The following is an 18,392-nucleotide window of genomic DNA, read 5'->3' on the forward strand; positions in this document are numbered from 1 at the left end:
CCGCCCGGGGGTCCGGACCGCAGACTGCAAGGGCACGAGCAGCGCAGCATGAGAAGGAGACCGACGATGCGCGCACGAATCCTTGCAGGAATGTCCCTGGCGGCCGTCGTGGCGGGGGGCGTGACCGCCGCCCCCGCCATCGCCGCCCCCGTCCGGGCCCCGGCGGCCACGGTGTGCGACGCCGTGGTGGACGGCGACGAGCTCTACGCCCCCGACGGGCAGTTGAAGGCCGCCGCCGTGTGGACCGTCCAGTGCCCCGAGGACCGCCACGTGAGGGTGACGGTCGACTACGTGACCGGGGAGCACGCCGCCGAGGAGGCCGACGTCGCCGCCGGGGAGGGGTGGACGTCGTGGGACTTCTCGCCCACCGACGACGGCAGCGGCGTGAACTCCGTCGTCACCGTCTACGAGAACGGCGAGCAGCTCACGCAGGTCGCCCTCAACTGGGACTGACCGCCTCCCCGGCGACCGTGCGGCGCAACCGCCCCAGGACGATCGCGGTCAGCTCCGCGCGGGCCACGGCCAGCTCCCGCGACCGGGGGTTGCGCAGGCGCCGCCGGACGTCCGCGACGAGGTCGGCGGCGCCGCGCCCCTCGGCCGCGACCAGATAGGTGAACCCGAAGCGGGCCTGGTACGCCGCGTTGAGCCGCTCGATCTCGCGCATCGACGCGGGAGGCGCGGCGGCCAGGGAGGACTGCTCGGCCGCGGAGAAGCCCGGCGGGCCTTCCGTTCGCGTGTCGGCGCCGATCGGCGGATGCTTGCCGATCAGCGCGACGAGCGAGTCCTCCCCCAGGGCGGCCAGGCCCGCGCGGGCCGCCGCGTCCAGCGCGTCGAAGGTGCGGTACGGGCGGCCCGCGACGAGCCGGTCGGCCCACGGCGCCCAGCGGCAGCAGGCGTAGGCCGCCTCGGTGGCCTCGCGCACGGCGAGCCCGTCGAAGGCGGCCACCCCGTCCACGGCGGGGGCCGGGGGCGCGGCCCGCAGCTCGGCGAGGGTCCGATCGGCGATCTCGGCGACGCGGCCCGGTTCGAGCCAGCGCGGATACTCCCCGATCCCGGCCACCGCCGCGTCCAGCGCCCGGCGGACGGCCACCGCCTCCTGCGCCGTGAACCTCTCGCCCCGGGACTCGCCCAGGGCCAAGGCCATGTCGTCGGTGCCGAGGCCGTCCCACACCCATTCCAGCCGCCCGCCGACCATCTCCGGGGCGTAGCAGGAGGAGGGCGGCGGGAAGGCGTCCGGCCCGTCCCGCAGGGCGGCGGCGACGTCGCGGGGCATGTGGCGCAGGTGGGCGTACCGGCCGACGACCGGCTTGAGCGGCGGGACGGGCAGCCCCGACTCCCGCGCCACCGTGTGCGCCAGCCGGGTCAGCGCCGTCAGGTCGATGCCCGTCCGCACCCCGTAGAGGGTCTCAAGGGCGAGCACCACCTCCTCCATCGCCGCGAACCCGCACCGGTACGACACGCCGCCCGCCGCGACGTCGGGGGACGCGCCCGCCGTCGCCGCCGCGATCGCGCACGCCGCCGCGAGCCCGAAGTCGTCGTGGGTGTGCATGGTCAGCGGGACGGGCGCCGCCATCCGGTCGCGGAACGCCCGGACGAACGCCTTCATCGCCTCCGGCCCGAGGCTGCTCACCGAGTCCATCAGGTCGATCCGCAGCGCCCCCAGCTCGACCGCGCGGTCGACGGCGGGCACCATCTCATCGAGGTCGCGCAGCCCCACCTGCGCCAGCGTGACGGTCACTCCGACGCCCAGTTCGCGGGCGGCGTCGAAGAGCTCCTCCAGCTCGTCCAGCTGGCGGGCGCGGGCGTCCGCGCCGTCCGCTGCGACGATGCCGGGGGCCAGGGTGTCGGCGCCGAGGTCGACGAGCAGCTCGGCGGTCTCGCGGACGCCGACCGGCGGGACGTGCGTCCCGTCCGACAGCAGGGTGTCGGCGAACACGTTCAGCGTGAACCCGAAGTCGCGGGAGCCGACGGCCCGCAGCAGTTCGAGTTGGCGTTCGGGCGGCGCGGTGGCCCCCGTCCAGTCCACGTTGAGGCATTCGTGCCGCACCCCCGCCAAGGCGAGCTGCTCGGCGATCCGCAGGAACCCGTCGATGCTCGTGAGGGTCCCGGCGGTGAACAGCGTCTTGCGGAGCGTGCTGTCGATGAGCGTGAACGGGTCGGGCCAGTCGTAGGCGTCGTGCAGGTCGGGACTCGCGTTGAAGGGGCTGACGCGGAAGGCGCCGTCCCTCCGGTCTCCGTGGTCGTCGCGCATGGGGTCAGCTCACCCGCTCCAGGGTCCGGCGCTCCAGCCGGGTCGCGGCGACGAACGAGGCGACGGCGAGCGCCGTGGCGACCACCCCGGTCCCCCACGCCCGCGCGTAGTGCGAGTACGACACCGAGTCGACGAACATGAAGCCCAGGCCGCTCTTGCCGATGAGGAACTCCGCCAGCATCGCCGACAGGATCGTGCTGGGAGCCGCGATCCGCACCGCCACCAGCGCGTTCGGCACCGCGTACGGGATCAGCAGCCGGGTCAGCGTCGCGGGCTTGGACGCGCCGAGCACCGTGAAGACGTCCCGCGTGCTCGCCGAGGGCGCCCGCAGGCCCGAGGCGACCAGGCTGAACGCCGGGAAGAACGTCACCACCACGGTGATCGCGACCACCGCCGGGCGGCCCGTCCCGAACAGCCCGATCATGACCGGGACGATCGCGACCACCGGCACCGAGCGCATCAGCACCGCCGCCGGGGTCAGCACGGCGGTCAGCAGCCGGGACGACCAGACCGCGACCGCGAGCAGGCCGCCGAGGAGCATCCCGGCGACCAGGCCCGCGAGCGCCGTCCAGGTCGTGGTGAGCACCGGCCCGAGGTAGGCCCCGGGGTGGGTGAGGACGTCGGCGGCCACACTCTGCGGCATCGGCGCGACGAGGTCGGTGTAGCCGTTGGCCCGCACCCACACCGCCCATCCGCCGACGAGCAGCGCGGACGGCCACGCGACCTGGAGGAACCGGTTGAGGAAACGCGCTTCGTTCACGGGCACCTCCTTCAGGTGAACCGGCGGACCGAGGCCCGGCGGACCCCGGTCAGCGTCCCGTAGGCGGCCAGGGACACGAGCGAGACGCACAGCGCCGCCGCCCACAGCTGGACGACCGCGAAGTTCTGCATCGAGCTGACCAGCAGGACGCCGATGCCGCGCGGCGCCCCGAACCACTCCCCGACGACCGCGCCGAGCAGCGCCGCCGGGGCGGCGAGCGCGAGCCCGTCGAAGAACGCCGGGACGGCGGCGGGCGCGCGCAGCCGCGCGAGCGTGCTCGCCCGCGAGGCGCCGAGCACCTCGAACACGTCGTCCAGGCTCGTGCGCGGCGCGGAGAACGCCGAGGACATCGCGACGAACACCGCGAACCCCGCGCCGAGCGCCGCGATCACCGGCGGCGTCCGCTCGTTGCCGACGGTGGTGACCAGCACGGGGCCGAGCGCGATCAGCGGCACGGTGCTGAGCAGGACGGCGAGCTGGCTCATCCCGGCCCGCAGCCACGGGACGACCAGGCCGAGCCCGGCGGCGGCCACGCCCGCGAGGACCCCGGCGAGCAGCCCGGTGGCGGCCTCGGCCACGGTCGCCCGCGTCGCGCGGGCGAGGATCACCCGCCCCGGCTCGCCGGCGCCGTAGGACAGGACCGACGACAGCGGCGGCCACGTGTCGCCCGCCGCCCCCGTCCGCCCGACCAGCTCCAGCACGCCCAGCAGCACGCCGACGCCGAGGACGCCGGTCCCGAACCGCCGCGCGCCGGTCATCGCCGCCCGTCCGAGGGGTCGTCGAGCAGCGCGACGAGCCGGTCGACGACCTCGTGGAACGCGTGCCCCCGGGTGAAGTCCTCCCCGCGCGGACGCGGCGCCGACACCGGCTCGACATGCGCGAGCGCTCCGGGCCGCCCGGTCATCACGACGACCCGGTCGGCGAGCTGGACGGCCTCCGCGACGTCGTGGGTCACCAGCACGGTCGTGGTGCGCAGCCGCGCCCACACCGCCCCGAGTTCCAGGTTGAGCCTGCGGCGGGTGACGGCGTCCAGGGCGCCGAACGGCTCGTCCAGCAGCAGCACGTCGGGTTCCAGCGCCATGGCCCGCGCGATCGAGATCCGCTGCCGCATCCCGCCGGACAGCTGCTTCGGGCGCGCCCGCGCGAACCCCTCCAGCCCGACCGTCTCCAGCAGCGCGCGGACCCGCTCCTCGGGGACGGGGCGCCCGGCCAGCCGGAACGGCAGCGCGACGTTGTCCCAGGCGGTCGCCCACGGCAGCAGCGCCGCGTCCTGGAAGGCGACGCCGAGCCGGTGCCGCTCGATCAGCGCCGCCGGCGCGCCGCCCGCCACCTCGACCGAGCCCGCCGTCGGCGCCTCCAGCCCGGCGATCATCCGCAGCACCGTGGACTTGCCGCAGCCCGAGGGGCCGAGGAGCGCCACGAACTCGCCGTGCGCGATGGTCAGGTCGACCCCGTCCAGCGCGCGCAGGGGCTCGCGCCGCCGCGACAGCGGGAACTCCTTGACGACCCCGCGCAGCTCGACCGCCGCGTGTCCCGCGTCCGTGCCCCTGGACGGCCGCCCGTTGTCGACCACCGCGCCGCTCACAGCCGCGCGCCGTTCTTGAACACCTCGTCCAGGACGGAGGTGTCGACGACCTTGCGCACGTCCGGCAGGTTCGCCGCCCCGGTCAGCCGCAGCCACGGGTACATCGTGGAGGCCATGACCTGCGGGTCCATGCGCAGCATCCCCTTGGCCCTGGTCAGCGCGCTCGCGGTCAGCGGCGTCTGGAGTTCGTTCTGGCGGGTCTGCTGCCTCCGGTCGAGCCCGAGGTCGAGGCCGTACTTGTCCATCACGACCTCGACCGCCGCCCCGGGGTCGGCCAGGTTGTCCTGCCAGCCGCGCGCGGACGCCCGCATGAACTTGACGACGGCGTCCCGGTGCTGGGCCGCCATCGCCCGCTTGCAGGAGATGACGCTCGCGTACGCGGGGCAGCCCAGCGCGCCGTAGGTCACGACCTCGTAGCCGGAGCCGCGCCGCAGGCCGAACCTGGTCTCCAGCGTGATCGGCTGGTTCGTCACGAAGCAGTTGTAGGCGTCGCCCTTGCCCTGCATCAGCGCGCCGGGATCGAACCCCGTCGGCACGAACCGGAAGTCGGGCCTGAGGTGGTTGGCCCGGTAGAGGCCCTCCAGCACCGGCTGGGTGCCCTGCTGGCTGAGGATCCGCCGTCCGGGCAGGTCGCGCGGCCCGGTCAGCGGGCGCTTGGACAGCGACAGCAGCCCGTTCGGGTCGGTCTGGAACTGCGCGCCGAGCAGCACCAGGTCGTTGCCCCGTCCGATCACCTCCAGCACCTGGCGCATGTTCGGGTCGACCGCGAGGTCGGCCGCGCCGGACGCGAGTTGGACGTGCGGCAGCGGCGCGTTCGTCCCGCCGCCCTTGAACGTGACGTCGAGGCCCTCGTCGCGGTAGTAGCCGCGTTCGACGGCGAGCCAGAACCCGGCGAACTCGATGTTGGTGACCCACCCGAGGGCGACCCTGAGCCGGGTCTTGGACCCGCTTCCGGCCGCCGCGCCGCCCCCGCAGGCCGCGGCGCCGGCCACCAGGGATCCCGCCGCCACGGCCTTGAGGAACCGCCGGCGGGAAGGGGATCGCCGCCCCCGCGTCGTGGCCGCTGGAGGATCGGTGAACCGGGGTTGTTCCATCACGGTGGCACCCTTCATGAGTTGGGGCGGGACCGGCCGGGCCCGTCGCCGAGGCGGGCGAGGCCGCGGGCCGACGAGGTGAGCCAGACCGCTCCGGCCGGGGTCACCTGGGCCATGTCCCCGGCGCACACATGGCCGAGGTCCGGCACGGAGTAGTTCGGGTGGACCTCCACCACCATCCCCTCGGCCAGCACCGCCCCCGCGAACCGCGGGTCGGCCTGGCCCGCGCCGCTGACGGCGCGCATCGCGGGCTCGGAGTAGCTGAGCCCGAGGCCGTGGCAGAACTGGAACCGGAACGGGTCCGCCTTCGCCGGGTAGGGGCACGCGGCGCCGACGAGTTCGTCCATGCGGGCGGCGACGTCCGCGAGCGGGACGCCGGGGCGCATCAGCGCGGCGATCTCGTCCTGCATGGCGAGCAGGCGGTGGTTGTGCTCCTCCAGCAGCGCCGAGGGAGCGCCCACCACGGCGGTCCTGAGGCTCTGCCCGTAGAAGCCCTCGTAGCGGACGGTGGTCCCGATCTGGAGCCGGTCGCCCTTTTCGAGGACGTCCCGCAGCTCCCGCTGCTCGAAGTAGGTCGTGGACGGCGCCGGGCCGGTCGCGATCCAGCACCCGGCGGACTCGGCGCCGAGCGAGCGCCCCTCCCGCTCGGCCGCCACCATCAGCTCCGCGCCGGTCACCGGACGCTCCGCCGCCGTGGCGAGGACCCGCTCCACCATCGCGTCCGAGACCGCCGCGGCGGCCCGCGCGAGGTCGGCGAAGTCGGCGTAGTGCAGCGCCCTCATGGCGTGGAGGTGCGCGTCGATCGGATGCGGCTCGCGCCATCGGCCGCGCAGCGCGTCCGCCAGCGAGGCGGGCAGCTCCGCCAGCCCGGCGACGCCGACGCGCGACAGGGGCGGCACCATCTCGGCTAGCGCCGACGGCCCCGCCACCTGCCAGACGTCCGCCGCGTCGCCCAGCCGGGCGCGGAAGCCCCTGGCGTCGTGCGGCCCGACGGCGAGCACGACCGGCCGCTCACCACGGCGGAGCACGACACCGGAGGGGCCGAGGGGCGGCGCCCAGCCGGTCAGGAACCGCACGTTTCCGGGCGAGTCAGCGGTCGGCCCGAGCGCGCCCGGCGCGCCGAGGACCACGATCGCGTCGAGCGCCTCGTCGTCGACCCGCCGCCACAACTCCTCCCACCGCGCGGGCAGCCGCCCCGCCGCTACCCCTCGCATGGCGGGCTCCATCCGGACTCCAGCGAGCGCAGGTGCGCGGCTCCGGCCTGGACGAACGCGACCGCGTCGGCATGGGAGAAGGGGCGTCCGGCGAACGCGGCCATGGACTCGGTGCCGCCCTCGGCCACCCTCCGCTCGCCCTCCACCGCGAGCCGGACCGTCGCGGTCAGCTCGACGGAGTTCAGATCCGGGTGCATGGCATGCCAGACCGGGTCGTACAGCTCGATCGTCAGGGGGCGCAGGTAGGGGTGGAGGCCGTCCTCGCCCCCGCCGGACTCGGCCGCCGAGGTGAGGGTCTCCAGGCTGAGGTTGGGCCGGGCCCCCGCGTCCCGCAGCACCCCGAGGAGCCCCGCCATGTCGAGCACGCCGGAGCCCACGGGCCGGAGCTGGTAGCGGATCCCGTCCTCGCCGATGCCGAGGAGGCAGTCCTTGACGTGGGTCTGCCGCACGTAGGGCGCCACCCGCCGGGCGCTCTCCAGCGGATGCTCCCCGCGCTGGAGCAGGTTCGTGGTGTCGAAGGTGATGCCGAGGACGTCCGGGCCGACGCGCTCGACCAGCCGGACCAGCTCGAACGAGGTGATCTCCTCGTGCGTCTCCAGGTTGAGGTGGACGCCGTGCTCCCGGCAGATCGGCGCGAGCAGTTCGAGGAAACGCGCGGTCTCCTCCAACTGCGCGGACCAGTCGACGTCGGTGCGGAAACGGTCGTAGGCGAACCGGCCGGGGAAGTTCTTGAAACCGCCGGTGACGACCCACAGCTCCCGGCACCCGATTTCGGCCGCCGCCCTGATCGCGTGCCGGAAACCGAGCACGGTGTCCCCGTCACCGGCCTTCCGCAAATGCGGGTGCTCGGCCATCGCGTAGGGGTTGACGTTTCCGATTCCGGCCTCAAGGTAGAGCCCGAGCTGGTCCGCGCGCCGGCGGTGCTCGGCCAGGCGCCCGGCGTCCAGGCCCGGGTCCATGTCGAAGACCGTCCGGTAGAAGACGCCGTCCAGGCCCAGCTCCTTGGCCAGGTCGAGGCGCTCGATGGCCGGGCGTCCCGTGGCGCCGGGGACCTTGCGCCCGTCGATCCCGACCCGCGTCGGCGCCGCCGTCACGCCGGCACCGCCATCGGACGGGACGCGGCCGATCGCCTGATGTGGTCGCGGCTGCGCAGCACGGCGTCCATCGCCTCCTCATGACCGAAACGGGCCGGGATCGCGGGCCGGGGCCCGCATTCGTGGACCAGGGAGGTGAACGCCGCGAACTCGGGAACGGTCAGGTCGGAATGCGACGCGACGAACTCCGGATCGCGGATCGGCAGCACCGTGACCGGCGCCGGGCCGGGAAAGTCGTCCCGCGACTCCTGGTTCTCGATCGTCAGGTTGACCGCCGGGGCGGTGCGCGCCAGCGTCGAGAGCACGTGGTCGAAATCGACCACGCCGTCCCCGCAGGACGTCAGGTCGAACCGGTAGCCGCCCTCCACCGGCGTCAGCGCGCAGTCCTTGAGCTGGGTCTGCCGCACATACGGCGCGACCCGCTCGGTCGTGAACCGCGGATGCTCCAGCCGCTGCAACGGGTTCGCCGTGTCGAAGACGATGCCCAGCACGTCCGGGCCGACGGCCTCGACCAGCGCGACCAGCTCGAACGAGGTGATCTCCTCGTGCGTCTCCAGGTTGACGTGCACGCCGAGGTCCAGGGCGATCGGACGCAGCCGCTCCAGGAAGCGGCGCGTCGCCGCGAGCTGCTCCGACCAGACCACGTCGGTGCGGAACCGGTCCCAGACGAACCTGCCGGGGTAGCCGAGCTGGTAGTTGGTCGTGGCCGCCCACAGCTCCACGCACCCGATCCGCGCGGCGGCCTCCATCATGCGGCGGAAACCGAGCAGGATGTCGCCGCCGCCCGCCGCCCTCAGCTCGGGCGCCTCCGGCGTGGCGAACGGGTTGACCTTGCCGAGCCCCGCCTCGACGTACATGCCGAGGTCGTCGGCGTGCTCGCGGATCTCCCTCAGCTCGCCGTCGTCCAGGCGCGGGCTCATGTCGAGCACGGTGCGGAAGAAGACCCCGTCGAACCCCGCCGCGCGGGCCCGGACGAGCGTGTCATGGCACCCGCCCCGCGCCGCGCCCGGGAACTTGCGCCCGTCGACCCCGACGCGCGGCGCCCACGCGGCCTCCGGGCCGAGCTCACCGTCACCCACCGGCAAGCACCCCCTCCCTCATCTGGTATTACTGGTCTTACCAGTTGCCGGGAATGTAGCAACGCCTCCCGCTCCTGTCCAGACGCGGCCGGTATGTTGCACGTGCGCCACCCGGACAGGGCGGCAGTGAGCGAAGGAGCCGAAGTGATGACGCGCCGCAGGAGCGACGCCCCCGACCTCCGGCGCGCGCCCGCGCGTCCCGGCGGCCTCCGATGAGCGCCGGAACCCAGCGCTCCCGCGTCGCCGACCAGCTGCTCCAGGACATCCGGGCCCGCCGCTACGGCCCCGGCGAGCGGCTCCCCTCGGAGCGGCGGCTGTCGGAGGCGTTCGGCGTCTCCCGCCCGGTGGTCCGCGAGGCGCTCGGCATGCTGAGCTCCCTCGGCCTGGTCGACATCCAGGTCGGGCGCGGCGCCTTCGTGACCGACAAGGACGTCGCGGTCCAGTCCGAGGACGCCCAGCGCTCCCTCATCGACGTGACCGTGATGCGCGAGGTGATCGAGTGCGGGGTGCTCGGCGTCGCGTCCCGCCGCGACCCGGGCGACCCGGAGGCCGCCGAACTCCGCGCCGCCCTCGCCGAACTCGAACGCTGCGTCGCGAACGGCACCCAGGCGACCCGCGCCGACCACCGCTTCCACCGCGCGATCGTCGCGACCGCGCGCTCCTCGACCGCCGTCCGCCTCTGGGAGGACCTGACCAGCGAGATCACCACCGTGATCAGGATCAGCCCCAACGGCACGACCATGGACGAGGCCACCCTGGAGCGCCACCGCGTCCTCGCCGACGGCGTCCTGCGCGGCGAGTTCGACCTGGCCCGCCAGGCATGCCACGACCTGCACGAGGACTACCGCGACTTCCTCCGCGACCTCCTCGGCTGACACCGTGATTGCCCGATGGGCAAAATGATCCGCTATCCGCCCCCGATGAGCGAAAACGCTTAAGGTAGATCAACTACCGGCTGTCCGACGATCAGGGGACCGATGTGACCGACCGCGAATTGGACCTCCAGACCGATATCCCGCATTCGGCCCGAATCTATGACTATCTACTCGGCGGCAAGGACAACTACCCCGCCGACCGGGCGGCGGCGGCGAACATCGTCAAGGACTGGACCGTCCTCCCGATCGGCATGCGGGCCAACCGCAGGTTCATGGCCAGGATGGCCCACCACCTCGCCGCCGACCACGGCATCCGGCAGTTCCTCGACATCGGGACCGGCCTCCCCACCACCCCGAACCTGCACGAGGTCGTCCAGTCCGTCGCCCCCGAGTCGCGAATCGTCTACGTCGACAACGACCCCATCGTGCTCGTCCACGCCCGCGCCCTGCTCACCAGCTCCCGCGAGGGCAAGACGGGCTACCTCGACGCCGACTTCCGGGACCCGGACGCGATCCTGGGCTCCACCCAGCTGCGCGAGTACCTCGACCTGAGCCGGCCCGTCGCGCTGAGCCTCATCGCGATCCTGCACTTCATCGTCGACGACGCCGAAGTACGCCGCATCATCGACCACCTCATGGCCCCCCTGGCCCCGGGCAGCATCCTGGCCCTGTCCACCACCACCTTCGACAACAACCCCGAGGTGGTGAAGGCGGGCGTGGCCGCCTACAACGCCCACGGAATCCCCACGGTGGCCCGCACCAAGGAAGTCGTGGAAACCTTCTTCAACGGCCTGGAGATCCTGGACCCGGGCGTCGTCCCCGTCCACCGCTGGCACCCCGACGAGGAGTCCTCCGCCCTGGCCGACGACCAGATAACCATCCACGGCGGCATAGCCATCAAACGCTGACCCGCACGGGTCAGAGAGCGTCCCCGTCGAGCCCCAACCTCCTCCTGCCGTAAGGCGAGAACGTGGGCGGCTCGATCCAGCCCGCGATGACCTGGGCGACCTGGGAGGGCAGCGGCATGACGGGGAGCAGGTCCCTCCCCTTGGCCCAGTTCATGAACAAGCCCTCCGTGGCCTCCACCGCCGCCACGACCATGGTGACCCTCAGCTCACCCTCTCCCCAGGTGTTCCACAGAGCCCACCCTTCCGGCCGCGCTTCCACGCCGAGTCGTTTGCACGCCGCCTGATAGGTACAGCGCATCCCGATCGGCATGGCGTCGGGACGGATGATCGCAGCCCCCGCCAGCCTGACCCGGCGGCGATCCGCCTCCTCGTCCAGGCATCCGTCCAGCGGAAAGTGGTAATAGCGCAGGACGCGGGCGAGCGCGTCGATACCGGATCGCAACGCTCCATTCGCTTCACCACCATCCCCGACTCCGGTGTCGGCTGCGGCGACAACGGCGCCGGCCAGTCTCTCGATCTCCCGCAGGTAATCGAACTCCAGAAAATCCGGCCTACCCATGGACAGATTTTCGCACCGCCCACAACATGCGCCAACCCATTTTCCGAAACCCGCGCCACCTGCCCGCGGCCGGCACCCGGGAGCCTTCGCAACTAACGCCCGGCTTCCGGCTGCCCCTAAAACATCGAAAGACCTCCCCAATCGGAATCACCCGGTTGCAAATTGATCCAGTCATGCTGTAATGACCGCATGGTGGATCTTCAGAGATCGAAAACCGTGTTCCTGGCCGGGCTCGCCACCGTCGCGTTAACAATGGTCGGAGCGCCGGTGGCCGCGAGCGCGGCCCCCTGGACCGAACGGACCATCGTCAGCCTCGACCTGCTGCCGGGCGGGACGACCAGCCGGGCGACCGCCGTCAACGACCACGGGGTCATCGTCGGCTACGGCGACACGGCGAGCGGCGAGAACCACGCCGTCCGGTGGAGCCCCGACGGGCGCGTCACCGACCTCGGCACCCTTCCCGGCAGCACCCTCAGCTACGCCTACGGAATCAACGACCATGGCGACACCGTCGGCTACGCGGACACCCCCGCCGGCGAGCGCGCCGTTCGCTGGGCTCCGGACGGAACCATCACCGATCTCGGCACCCTCCCCGGCGGCTTCAACGCCCGCGCCTATGGCATCAACGACGAGGGAAGCGTGGTCGGCGAGGTGCCGATCCGCTCCAAGACCTTCCATGCGGTGAAATGGCGGCCGGACGGAACCGTCATCGACATCGGAACAAAGTCCTCACGGTCGTCGACCTCCCCCAGCGCGATAAACAATCACGATGTCGCGGTAGGCAGGACCTACTCACCGGGCGGAGGGCACTACCAAGAAGCCGTTACCTGGCCTGCGGGGGCCGACACTTTCATCATGCTTCCCCTACTGCCCGACGGCGGCCCGCGCAGCACTGCCATGGGCGTCAACGAGAAGGGCCTGATCGTCGGCTATGCGGAGGTCAAGCCCAGCACTCCCCAGAAGAACCCCGTGCACGCGACCCTGTGGAGCCCTGGCGCCTCCGCGCCCCTCGACCTCGGCGGTCTGCCTGGCGCGGGAAATTTCAGCGCTGCGAACGATATCAACGCCGCGAACGACATCGTCGGCTCCTCGGCGACGAGTACCCATGGTGAACGCGACGCGGTGCTGTGGAAGTGGAGTAGCGACGGTTGGCTCATCGAATCGCTGCCGCAACTGGCGGGTGGCCACGAGAGCGAGGCGACGGCGATCAACGATCTCGGCGTGGTGGTCGGCGAGGCGGTCAGCGCGTCCGGCCAAAGAGTCGCAGTCCGCTGGCAATAGCATTTCGCGGCATGCCCGGCTCCTCTCGGGTGGCCGGCGTACGCCCCTTTCAGCTCGACCCTGACCGTGCGGGATCCTCCACCACCGCGCAACCAGTCCGTAGCACATCGGGTACACCGCAACAATCAGCTCTCTGGAGGATCTTCCCGCCGAAGGAGTCTCATCCTGCTCCCGCGCGAATTGCACTAGGTCAATTTTGAAGACGGTCGCCAGCGAGCACTTTTCGGATGAAACAAACCCGTGTCCGAAATGAAGGACCCCACAAGAACGTTCCGCCCCCAGGCCCGAGAGGCGCGCCACAGACTTCGTCGACCTGCACCGAATTGAGTTAGGCACCGCCATTACTCGCCGCGCCACAGTGACCGATATCCGAATTCTTGCCACACCCCCGAGCGGCCGCCACAACTTGCCAAGATCACCCGGTTGCAAATTGATCCAGTCATGCTGTAATGACCGCATGGTGGATCTTCAAAGATCGAAAACCGTGTTCCTGGCCGGGCTCACCACCGTCGCGTTAACAATGGCCGAACCGGCGGTGGACGCGAGCGCGGCCGCCTCGTCCGAAGGGGCCATCATCAGGCTCGACCTGCTACCGGGCGGGACGACCAGCCGGGCGACCGCCGTCAACGACCGCGGGGTCATCGTCGGCTACGGCGACACGGCCAACGGCGAGAACCACGCCATCCGCTGGAACCGCCGCGGCCGCGTCACTGACCTCGGCACCCTTCCCGGGGGAGCCCACAGCTACGCCTACGGAATCAACGACCATGGCGACACCGTCGGCTACGCGGACAATGCCGACGGTAGCGAACGCGCCGTACGCTGGGCTCCAAACGGAGCCATTACCGACCTCGGCACGCTCCCCGGCCGCACCGCCAGCTACGCATTCGGAATCAACGACGAGGGAAGCGTGGTCGGCGAGGTGCCGATCCGGCCCAAGATCTACCACGCGGTGAAATGGCAGCCGGACGGCACGATCATCGACCTCGGCACGACATCTCCGCGGGGGTCGACCGCCGCCGACGCGATCAACGACGACGGCGTCGTGATCGGCAGGACCTTCACGGTGGGCACCGGGAATTTCGTCAATGCCGGCACCTGGCCCGCAGGGGCCACCACGGTCACCCTGCTCCCGCCGCTGCCCGACGGAGGCCCGCGCAGCAACTCCGGGGGCATCAATGACAAGGGTCTGATCGTCGGCTATGCGCAGTCCAGGCCCGGCCCTCCTCCCATATATGCCATTCACGCGACGCTGTGGAGCCCCGGCGCCTCCGCGCCCACCGACCTCGGCGTTCTCCCCGGCGGCAGCGACTACAGCGTCGCGAACGGCATCAACAACGCCGGCACCATCGTCGGCATCTCGGCGACGAGCACTCCCGAGGACCGTGGCGCGGTCCTGTGGAAGCGGAGGAAGGGCGGGTGGCACATCGTGCCGCTGCCGCAATTGCCAGGCGGCCGGTACAGCGAGGCGACGGCGATCAATAATGCCGGTGAGGTGGTCGGCGAAGCGTCCACCGCGTCCGATCAGAGCATCGCGGTCCGCTGGAAATAGCGATCCCGACACCGCCCGAAGCCGACTCACCCTCGTGGTCGAGGCCACCAGTATGAGACGGCTCGGGCCCTCGGGGGGCGGCACCCCGCCGAGCCCTACACGCCGCAGGACGCGCGTGGGGCACTGCACGACCGGGATCCAGCCGCGGGACGTCAGGCGTCCTACGGAGTACTCAAGGACGACCGCCTGCTCGGCGCCCTGGGCTGATGATCGACGGTCCGGACAGCGCCGAACTCGCCTAACGGGGTGCGGCCGGAAAGCCGTCGCCGAGGATTGGCCCTGCGCGGGATCAACGCGTTGACCCGCTGGACGCACAACGAACTGGGCATAAGCCGGATCTGGCTTGAGGCCGACCCCGACAACTCCCCCTCGCTGAGCCCGGCCGACCGAGCTGGCTACCAAAACGAAGAACGTATGCCTCACCACTGCCGTACCTGGACCACGTCCGACCCGGACGACAGCATCTGGCATGACTGCATGATCTGGGCGCATACGGCGTCCGCGCTCTGGAGGTGCTAGCGGCCCAGCGCCGAGAGCACCGGGACGCGATCAACGTCCGAGATGGCCGGTACGGCATGCTTTCCTGGATGATGCCGGAGTTGAGGACGTGATCGGGCAGGTCGAACTGCTCGGCCTGGCCGCTGGAGCGTTGATCGCGATGGTGACGGCTCCGGTCGGGGTGTCCGGAGCGGTGTTCCTGCTTCCGGTCCAGCTCAGCCTGCTGGGCGTCCCCAGTCCCGCGGTCACCCCGACCAACCTGCTGTTCAACGTGGTCTCCGGTCCCGGCGCCCTGGCCCGCTACCACCGCGAGGGCGGTCTGGGCGGCCCGCTGACCCGGCTGCTGATCGCCGGGACGCTCCCCGGCGTCGTCGCCGGCGCGGTCATCCGGGTCTTCGCCGTCCCGGGACCGTCGGTCTTCCGCGTCCTGGTCGGCCTGTTGCTGCTGCCGCTCGGGCTGTGGCTGTGCGCCCGGACCCTGCGGCCACGCCATCACCCGTCCGGCCAGCCGTCCACCCGCTTCATCACCGCGCTCGCACTGGCGGTCGGCACCGTCGGCGGCGTCTACGGCATCGGCGGCGGCTCCATCCTCGGGCCCATCCTGGTCGGCCGCGGCATGCCCGTCGCCCAGGTCGCCCCGGCCGCGCTGGCTTCGACCTTCCTGACCTCGGCGACCGGCGCCGCGACCTACGCCGCGCTCTCCCGCACCGCCCCCGGCGACATCGCTCCCGACTGGTCCCTCGGCCTGACCTGCGGCCTCGGAGGTCTGGCCGGCGGATATCTCGGCGCGGTCCTGCAACCCCGGCTTCCCGAGACCGCCCTACGCCTCACACTGGGCCTTCTGGCCACCGCGCTGGCGGCGCTCTACCTCCTCCAAACGCTCACCTGATCGGCGCCGCCGTCGGCGGCTGCGGCGGCGCGGCGGGCGAGGTCGGCGAACGCCGTGCGCAGCTCGGAGGGACCGATGACTTCGATGCTCGCGTCGAATCGGGCGAGGCTCGCGGCCAGGCCGGGCCACGACCAGGCGCCGAGCCGAACCCGGCAGCGGTCGTCACCCAGGGCGGTGACGGTGCCGTCGCGCGCGAACGGCACCACTTCCGCGGCCGGCAAGTGCACGATCACTTCCCCTTGGCAGGGCCATCGGTCGGCAGTCCCGTCGGATCCTTTGAACCTGGCCGCCAGAAATGCCGCGGGGTCGTCGCCGGGAAGCCGGCGCGGGACGAACCGGGGTCCGTTCGGAGTGCGCGGCGTGATCCGGTCGACGCGGTAGACACGCCAGTCGTCGCGGGCCGGTACCCACGCGATCAGGTACCAGCGTCCCAGGCGCGCCAGCAGGTGGTGGGGCTGCACGCTGCGCGGCACCGGATCGTCCTGGCCGCCGGTACGGCCTGACGAGGCGTAGTCGAACCGCAGCTCCTCCCGCGCGTTGAGGGCGGCGGCGATGGCGAGGAGCACGGCCGCCCTCGCCGGGCCGTCACCCTCGCGCGGCGCGGGAGCGACGACCGTCGGTTCGAAGGCGTCCAGCCGGGCCCGGAGCCTGGCGGGCATGACCTGGCTGATCGTGGTGAGCGCCTGGGCGGCGGCATCGTCGATGCCCGCACCCAACTGCGGGGCACCGCGCAGCGCGATCGCCAATGCCACGACCTGATCGTCGTCGAACAGCAGCGGCGGCAGATGAGCACCGGCGTCGAGCCGGTAGCCGCCGTCCGGCCCCTTGATCGCGCGGACGGGATAGCCGAGGTCGCGGAGCCGGTCCACATCACGCCGCACGGTACGGGCGCTGACCTGCAGCCGCTCGGCGAGGAGCTCCCCCGGCCAGTCCCGGCGTGCTTGCAGGAGTGACAGGAGCGACAACAGGCGGCGGGACGTCGATGACGCGGAACTGGTCGGCATGACCTGACCGTAACCGCAGAAGAGGACATTCTCTGTCCGCTACTGATGTGACACTCCGCAGACGGTTCCGAAGTCATTCGTAGAGGAGCAACCCATGTCGTTCACCACGACCGCCCACCTGAACTTCCACGGCCAGGCCCGCGAGGCGCTGGAGTTCTACCAGTCGGTCTTCGGCGGGAAGGTCACCATCGCCACCTACGGCGACTTCGGCATGCCCGAGGACGTGCCGGGCAGCGGCGACGTCGTCTTCGGCCAGGTCGTCGGCGACAACGGCTTCCAGGTGATGGCCTACGACGTCCCCGGCCGAAGCGAGCCCACGCCGGCGGGAAGGACCACGCGTGAGAACGGGATGACGATCACCACCGAGAAGTTCTTCCTGTCCGTCCGCGGCGAGACGGTCGACGAGGTCGGCGCCCTTTGGGAGGGCCTCTCGGTCGGCGCCCACGTCATCGCGGCCTACGGGCCCGCGCCCTGGGCTCCCGCGTTCGGCATGCTCACCGACCGCTTCGGCGTCACCTGGATCCTCGACGTCGCAGCCGCCTACTGAGGCGGCCGCGACCCGGCGCGCAACGGCCACGGGGAGAGCGCGGGCATCGTCCACCAGCGCGACACCGGCCCATCTCGGACGTAGCCGAACGTCACGCCGGCCTATGGACGCAGTGACGAGGGCTGTCCGCGCCTCCCCGTGGCCCGGCGGAAGTGAGCGCACGATCCCCACCGATAAGTACGACTGAAGTGTTCGCCCATAAATACTAAATGGAACTTTCCATCCCAGGTGGGGATGCTGGACGGATGTTCGCGCGCATCCTCTCCCCCCACATCCTTGCTCTGACCGGCACCGTGGTGCTGTGGGCCTCGGCCTTCCCCGCCATCCGGGTCGGTATCGACGGCCTGGGCGTGGCGGCGCTGTCGTTCCTGCGGATCGCGATCGCGGCCGTCGCGCTGCTGCTGGTGGCGCCGCTGGCGAAGGTCCGGCTGCCCCGGCGTCGCGACCTTCCCATGGTCGCCTTGTGCGGGGCCACCGGCATGACCGCCTACCAGATCCTGCTCAACTGGGGCGAGGTCGAGGTGGCGGCCGGGACGGCGAGCCTGCTGATCGCGATCGCGCCCGTCTTCAGCGTGCTGCTGGGAAGCTTCTTCCTCCAAGAGGGGCTGAGCCGCGACATCACCCTCGGCAGCGTCGTCGCGATCGCCGGCGCGGCCATCGTCAGCCTCGCCGCGGGCACCGACGGTTTCACCGTCTCCGCTCTCATCGTCCTGGCCGCCGCCGTCGTCCAGGGGGTGTACCACTTCGCCACCAAACCCCTGCTGCGCCGCTACACCGGCCTGGAGGTCGCCACCTACGCGATGGTCGCGGGCACCCTCTTCGCTCTGCCGCTGATCCCCGCCACCTGGCACGCGACCCTGGACGCCCCGGCCGACGCGCTGGCCTCCGCCGCCTACCTGGGGCTGCTCCCCTCCGCGCTCGGCTTCGTCATCTGGGCCTACGCCGTCGCCCGCCTGCCGCTCGCGGCGTCCACGGCCGCCCTGTACCTGGTGCCGCCGGTGGCCCTGGTCATCTCCCTCATCTGGCTGGGCGAGGTGCCCCACCCCATCGAGCTGGTGGGCGGCGCGGTCACCGTCGCCGGAGTGATCCTGATCAACCGGCGCAAGCAGGCACAGCCCCCCTCCGCCCCCGAGGACGCGCACAAGGCCACCTCGGAGCATCCCGTATCGACGCGGTGAAAGCGCCGGTCACATGGCATTCTC

General features: G+C 71.8%; 19 protein-coding genes. 9 read left to right on the plus strand and 10 right to left on the minus strand.

The window, feature by feature from the left end:
- The first annotated feature begins 66 nt into the window (after positions 1-66).
- On the plus strand, positions 67-453 hold the full coding sequence (locus GNZ18_RS22475) for a hypothetical protein (RefSeq protein ID WP_156218534.1): 387 nt from the start codon (positions 67-69) through the stop codon (positions 451-453).
- Here GNZ18_RS22475 and GNZ18_RS22480 read toward each other — a convergent pair.
- From GNZ18_RS22480 to GNZ18_RS22515, 8 genes are all read right to left on the minus strand, one after another.
- Positions 440-2,251 carry a 2-oxo-4-hydroxy-4-carboxy-5-ureidoimidazoline decarboxylase gene (locus GNZ18_RS22480; protein ID WP_156218535.1) on the minus strand — a complete coding sequence of 604 codons (1,812 nt, stop codon included), beginning with the start codon at positions 2,249-2,251 and terminating at the stop codon, positions 440-442. The two genes, GNZ18_RS22475 and GNZ18_RS22480, sit on opposite strands and share 14 nt — an antisense overlap.
- Positions 2,252-2,255: 4 nt before the next feature.
- On the minus strand, positions 2,256-3,011 hold the full coding sequence (locus GNZ18_RS22485; RefSeq protein WP_156218536.1) for an ABC transporter permease: 756 nt from the start codon (positions 3,009-3,011) through the stop codon (positions 2,256-2,258).
- A gap of 11 nt (positions 3,012-3,022) precedes the next feature.
- Entirely contained in the window at positions 3,023-3,769 is a 747-nt protein-coding gene (locus tag GNZ18_RS22490; protein ID WP_156218537.1) for an ABC transporter permease, read from the minus strand.
- On the minus strand, positions 3,766-4,596 hold the full coding sequence (locus tag GNZ18_RS22495) for an ABC transporter ATP-binding protein (RefSeq protein WP_312874675.1): 831 nt from the start codon (positions 4,594-4,596) through the stop codon (positions 3,766-3,768). Before GNZ18_RS22495 ends, GNZ18_RS22490 begins: the two co-directional genes overlap by 4 nt.
- Complete coding sequence (locus tag GNZ18_RS22500; RefSeq protein WP_173390854.1) at positions 4,593-5,588, minus strand: ABC transporter substrate-binding protein; 996 nt, start codon at positions 5,586-5,588, stop codon at positions 4,593-4,595. The genes GNZ18_RS22495 and GNZ18_RS22500 overlap by 4 nt, the downstream gene beginning before the upstream one ends.
- Before the next feature lie 116 nt (positions 5,589-5,704).
- Positions 5,705-6,904, minus strand: a complete 1,200-nt coding sequence (locus GNZ18_RS22505; protein WP_173390855.1) for a M24 family metallopeptidase — start codon at positions 6,902-6,904, stop codon at positions 5,705-5,707.
- The gene (locus tag GNZ18_RS22510) at positions 6,892-7,998 is read right to left on the minus strand and encodes a sugar phosphate isomerase/epimerase family protein (protein ID WP_216651404.1); all 1,107 of its coding nucleotides are present in this window, start codon (positions 7,996-7,998) and stop codon (positions 6,892-6,894) included. Before GNZ18_RS22510 ends, GNZ18_RS22505 begins: the two co-directional genes overlap by 13 nt.
- On the minus strand, positions 7,995-9,077 hold the full coding sequence (locus GNZ18_RS22515) for a sugar phosphate isomerase/epimerase family protein (RefSeq protein ID WP_216651405.1): 1,083 nt from the start codon (positions 9,075-9,077) through the stop codon (positions 7,995-7,997). The genes GNZ18_RS22510 and GNZ18_RS22515 overlap by 4 nt, the downstream gene beginning before the upstream one ends.
- A gap of 212 nt (positions 9,078-9,289) precedes the next feature.
- Between GNZ18_RS22515 and GNZ18_RS22520 the strand changes: the two genes are divergently transcribed.
- The gene (locus GNZ18_RS22520; protein ID WP_156218541.1) at positions 9,290-9,952 is read left to right on the plus strand and encodes a FadR/GntR family transcriptional regulator; all 663 of its coding nucleotides are present in this window, start codon (positions 9,290-9,292) and stop codon (positions 9,950-9,952) included.
- A 104-nt stretch (positions 9,953-10,056) separates the two neighbouring features.
- Positions 10,057-10,860: an SAM-dependent methyltransferase gene (locus tag GNZ18_RS22525; RefSeq protein WP_308166308.1), complete on the plus strand. Its 804-nt coding sequence runs from the start codon at positions 10,057-10,059 to the stop codon at positions 10,858-10,860.
- A gap of 10 nt (positions 10,861-10,870) precedes the next feature.
- Here GNZ18_RS22525 and GNZ18_RS22530 read toward each other — a convergent pair whose 3' ends face one another.
- A complete protein-coding gene (locus tag GNZ18_RS22530) occupies positions 10,871-11,419 on the minus strand; it encodes a hypothetical protein (protein WP_156218542.1) in 549 nt (182 codons plus the stop codon).
- A gap of 189 nt (positions 11,420-11,608) precedes the next feature.
- On the opposite strand from GNZ18_RS22530, the gene GNZ18_RS22535 reads away from it, so the two are divergent.
- The 4 genes from GNZ18_RS22535 (at position 11,609) to GNZ18_RS22550 (ending at position 15,639) form a co-directional block, all read left to right on the plus strand.
- On the plus strand, positions 11,609-12,700 hold the full coding sequence (locus GNZ18_RS22535) for a hypothetical protein (RefSeq protein WP_156218543.1): 1,092 nt from the start codon (positions 11,609-11,611) through the stop codon (positions 12,698-12,700).
- A 457-nt stretch (positions 12,701-13,157) separates the two neighbouring features.
- A complete protein-coding gene (locus GNZ18_RS22540; RefSeq protein ID WP_156218544.1) occupies positions 13,158-14,252 on the plus strand; it encodes a hypothetical protein in 1,095 nt (364 codons plus the stop codon).
- Between the two features lie 246 nt (positions 14,253-14,498).
- Positions 14,499-14,771, plus strand: coding sequence for a GNAT family N-acetyltransferase (locus GNZ18_RS44060; protein ID WP_156218545.1), 273 nt, complete (start codon positions 14,499-14,501; stop codon positions 14,769-14,771).
- An 88-nt stretch (positions 14,772-14,859) separates the two neighbouring features.
- Positions 14,860-15,639 (plus strand): TSUP family transporter, encoded by a 780-nt coding sequence (locus tag GNZ18_RS22550; RefSeq protein WP_312874676.1) that lies wholly within the window; start codon positions 14,860-14,862, stop codon positions 15,637-15,639.
- On the opposite strand, the gene GNZ18_RS22555 is transcribed toward GNZ18_RS22550, so the two are convergent.
- Complete coding sequence (locus GNZ18_RS22555; RefSeq protein ID WP_156218546.1) at positions 15,615-16,643, minus strand: helix-turn-helix transcriptional regulator; 1,029 nt, start codon at positions 16,641-16,643, stop codon at positions 15,615-15,617. The two genes, GNZ18_RS22550 and GNZ18_RS22555, sit on opposite strands and share 25 nt — an antisense overlap.
- Before the next feature lie 94 nt (positions 16,644-16,737).
- On the opposite strand from GNZ18_RS22555, the gene GNZ18_RS22560 reads away from it, so the two are divergent.
- A complete protein-coding gene (locus GNZ18_RS22560; RefSeq protein WP_156218547.1) occupies positions 16,738-17,190 on the plus strand; it encodes a VOC family protein in 453 nt (150 codons plus the stop codon).
- A 245-nt stretch (positions 17,191-17,435) separates the two neighbouring features.
- Complete coding sequence (locus GNZ18_RS22565) at positions 17,436-18,368, plus strand: DMT family transporter (RefSeq protein WP_156218548.1); 933 nt, start codon at positions 17,436-17,438, stop codon at positions 18,366-18,368.
- The last annotated feature ends 24 nt before the right edge of the window (positions 18,369-18,392 follow it).

The sequence above is a fragment of the Actinomadura litoris genome (assembly GCF_009733595.1).
GTDB classification, from domain to species: domain Bacteria; phylum Actinomycetota; class Actinomycetes; order Streptosporangiales; family Streptosporangiaceae; genus Spirillospora; species Spirillospora litoris.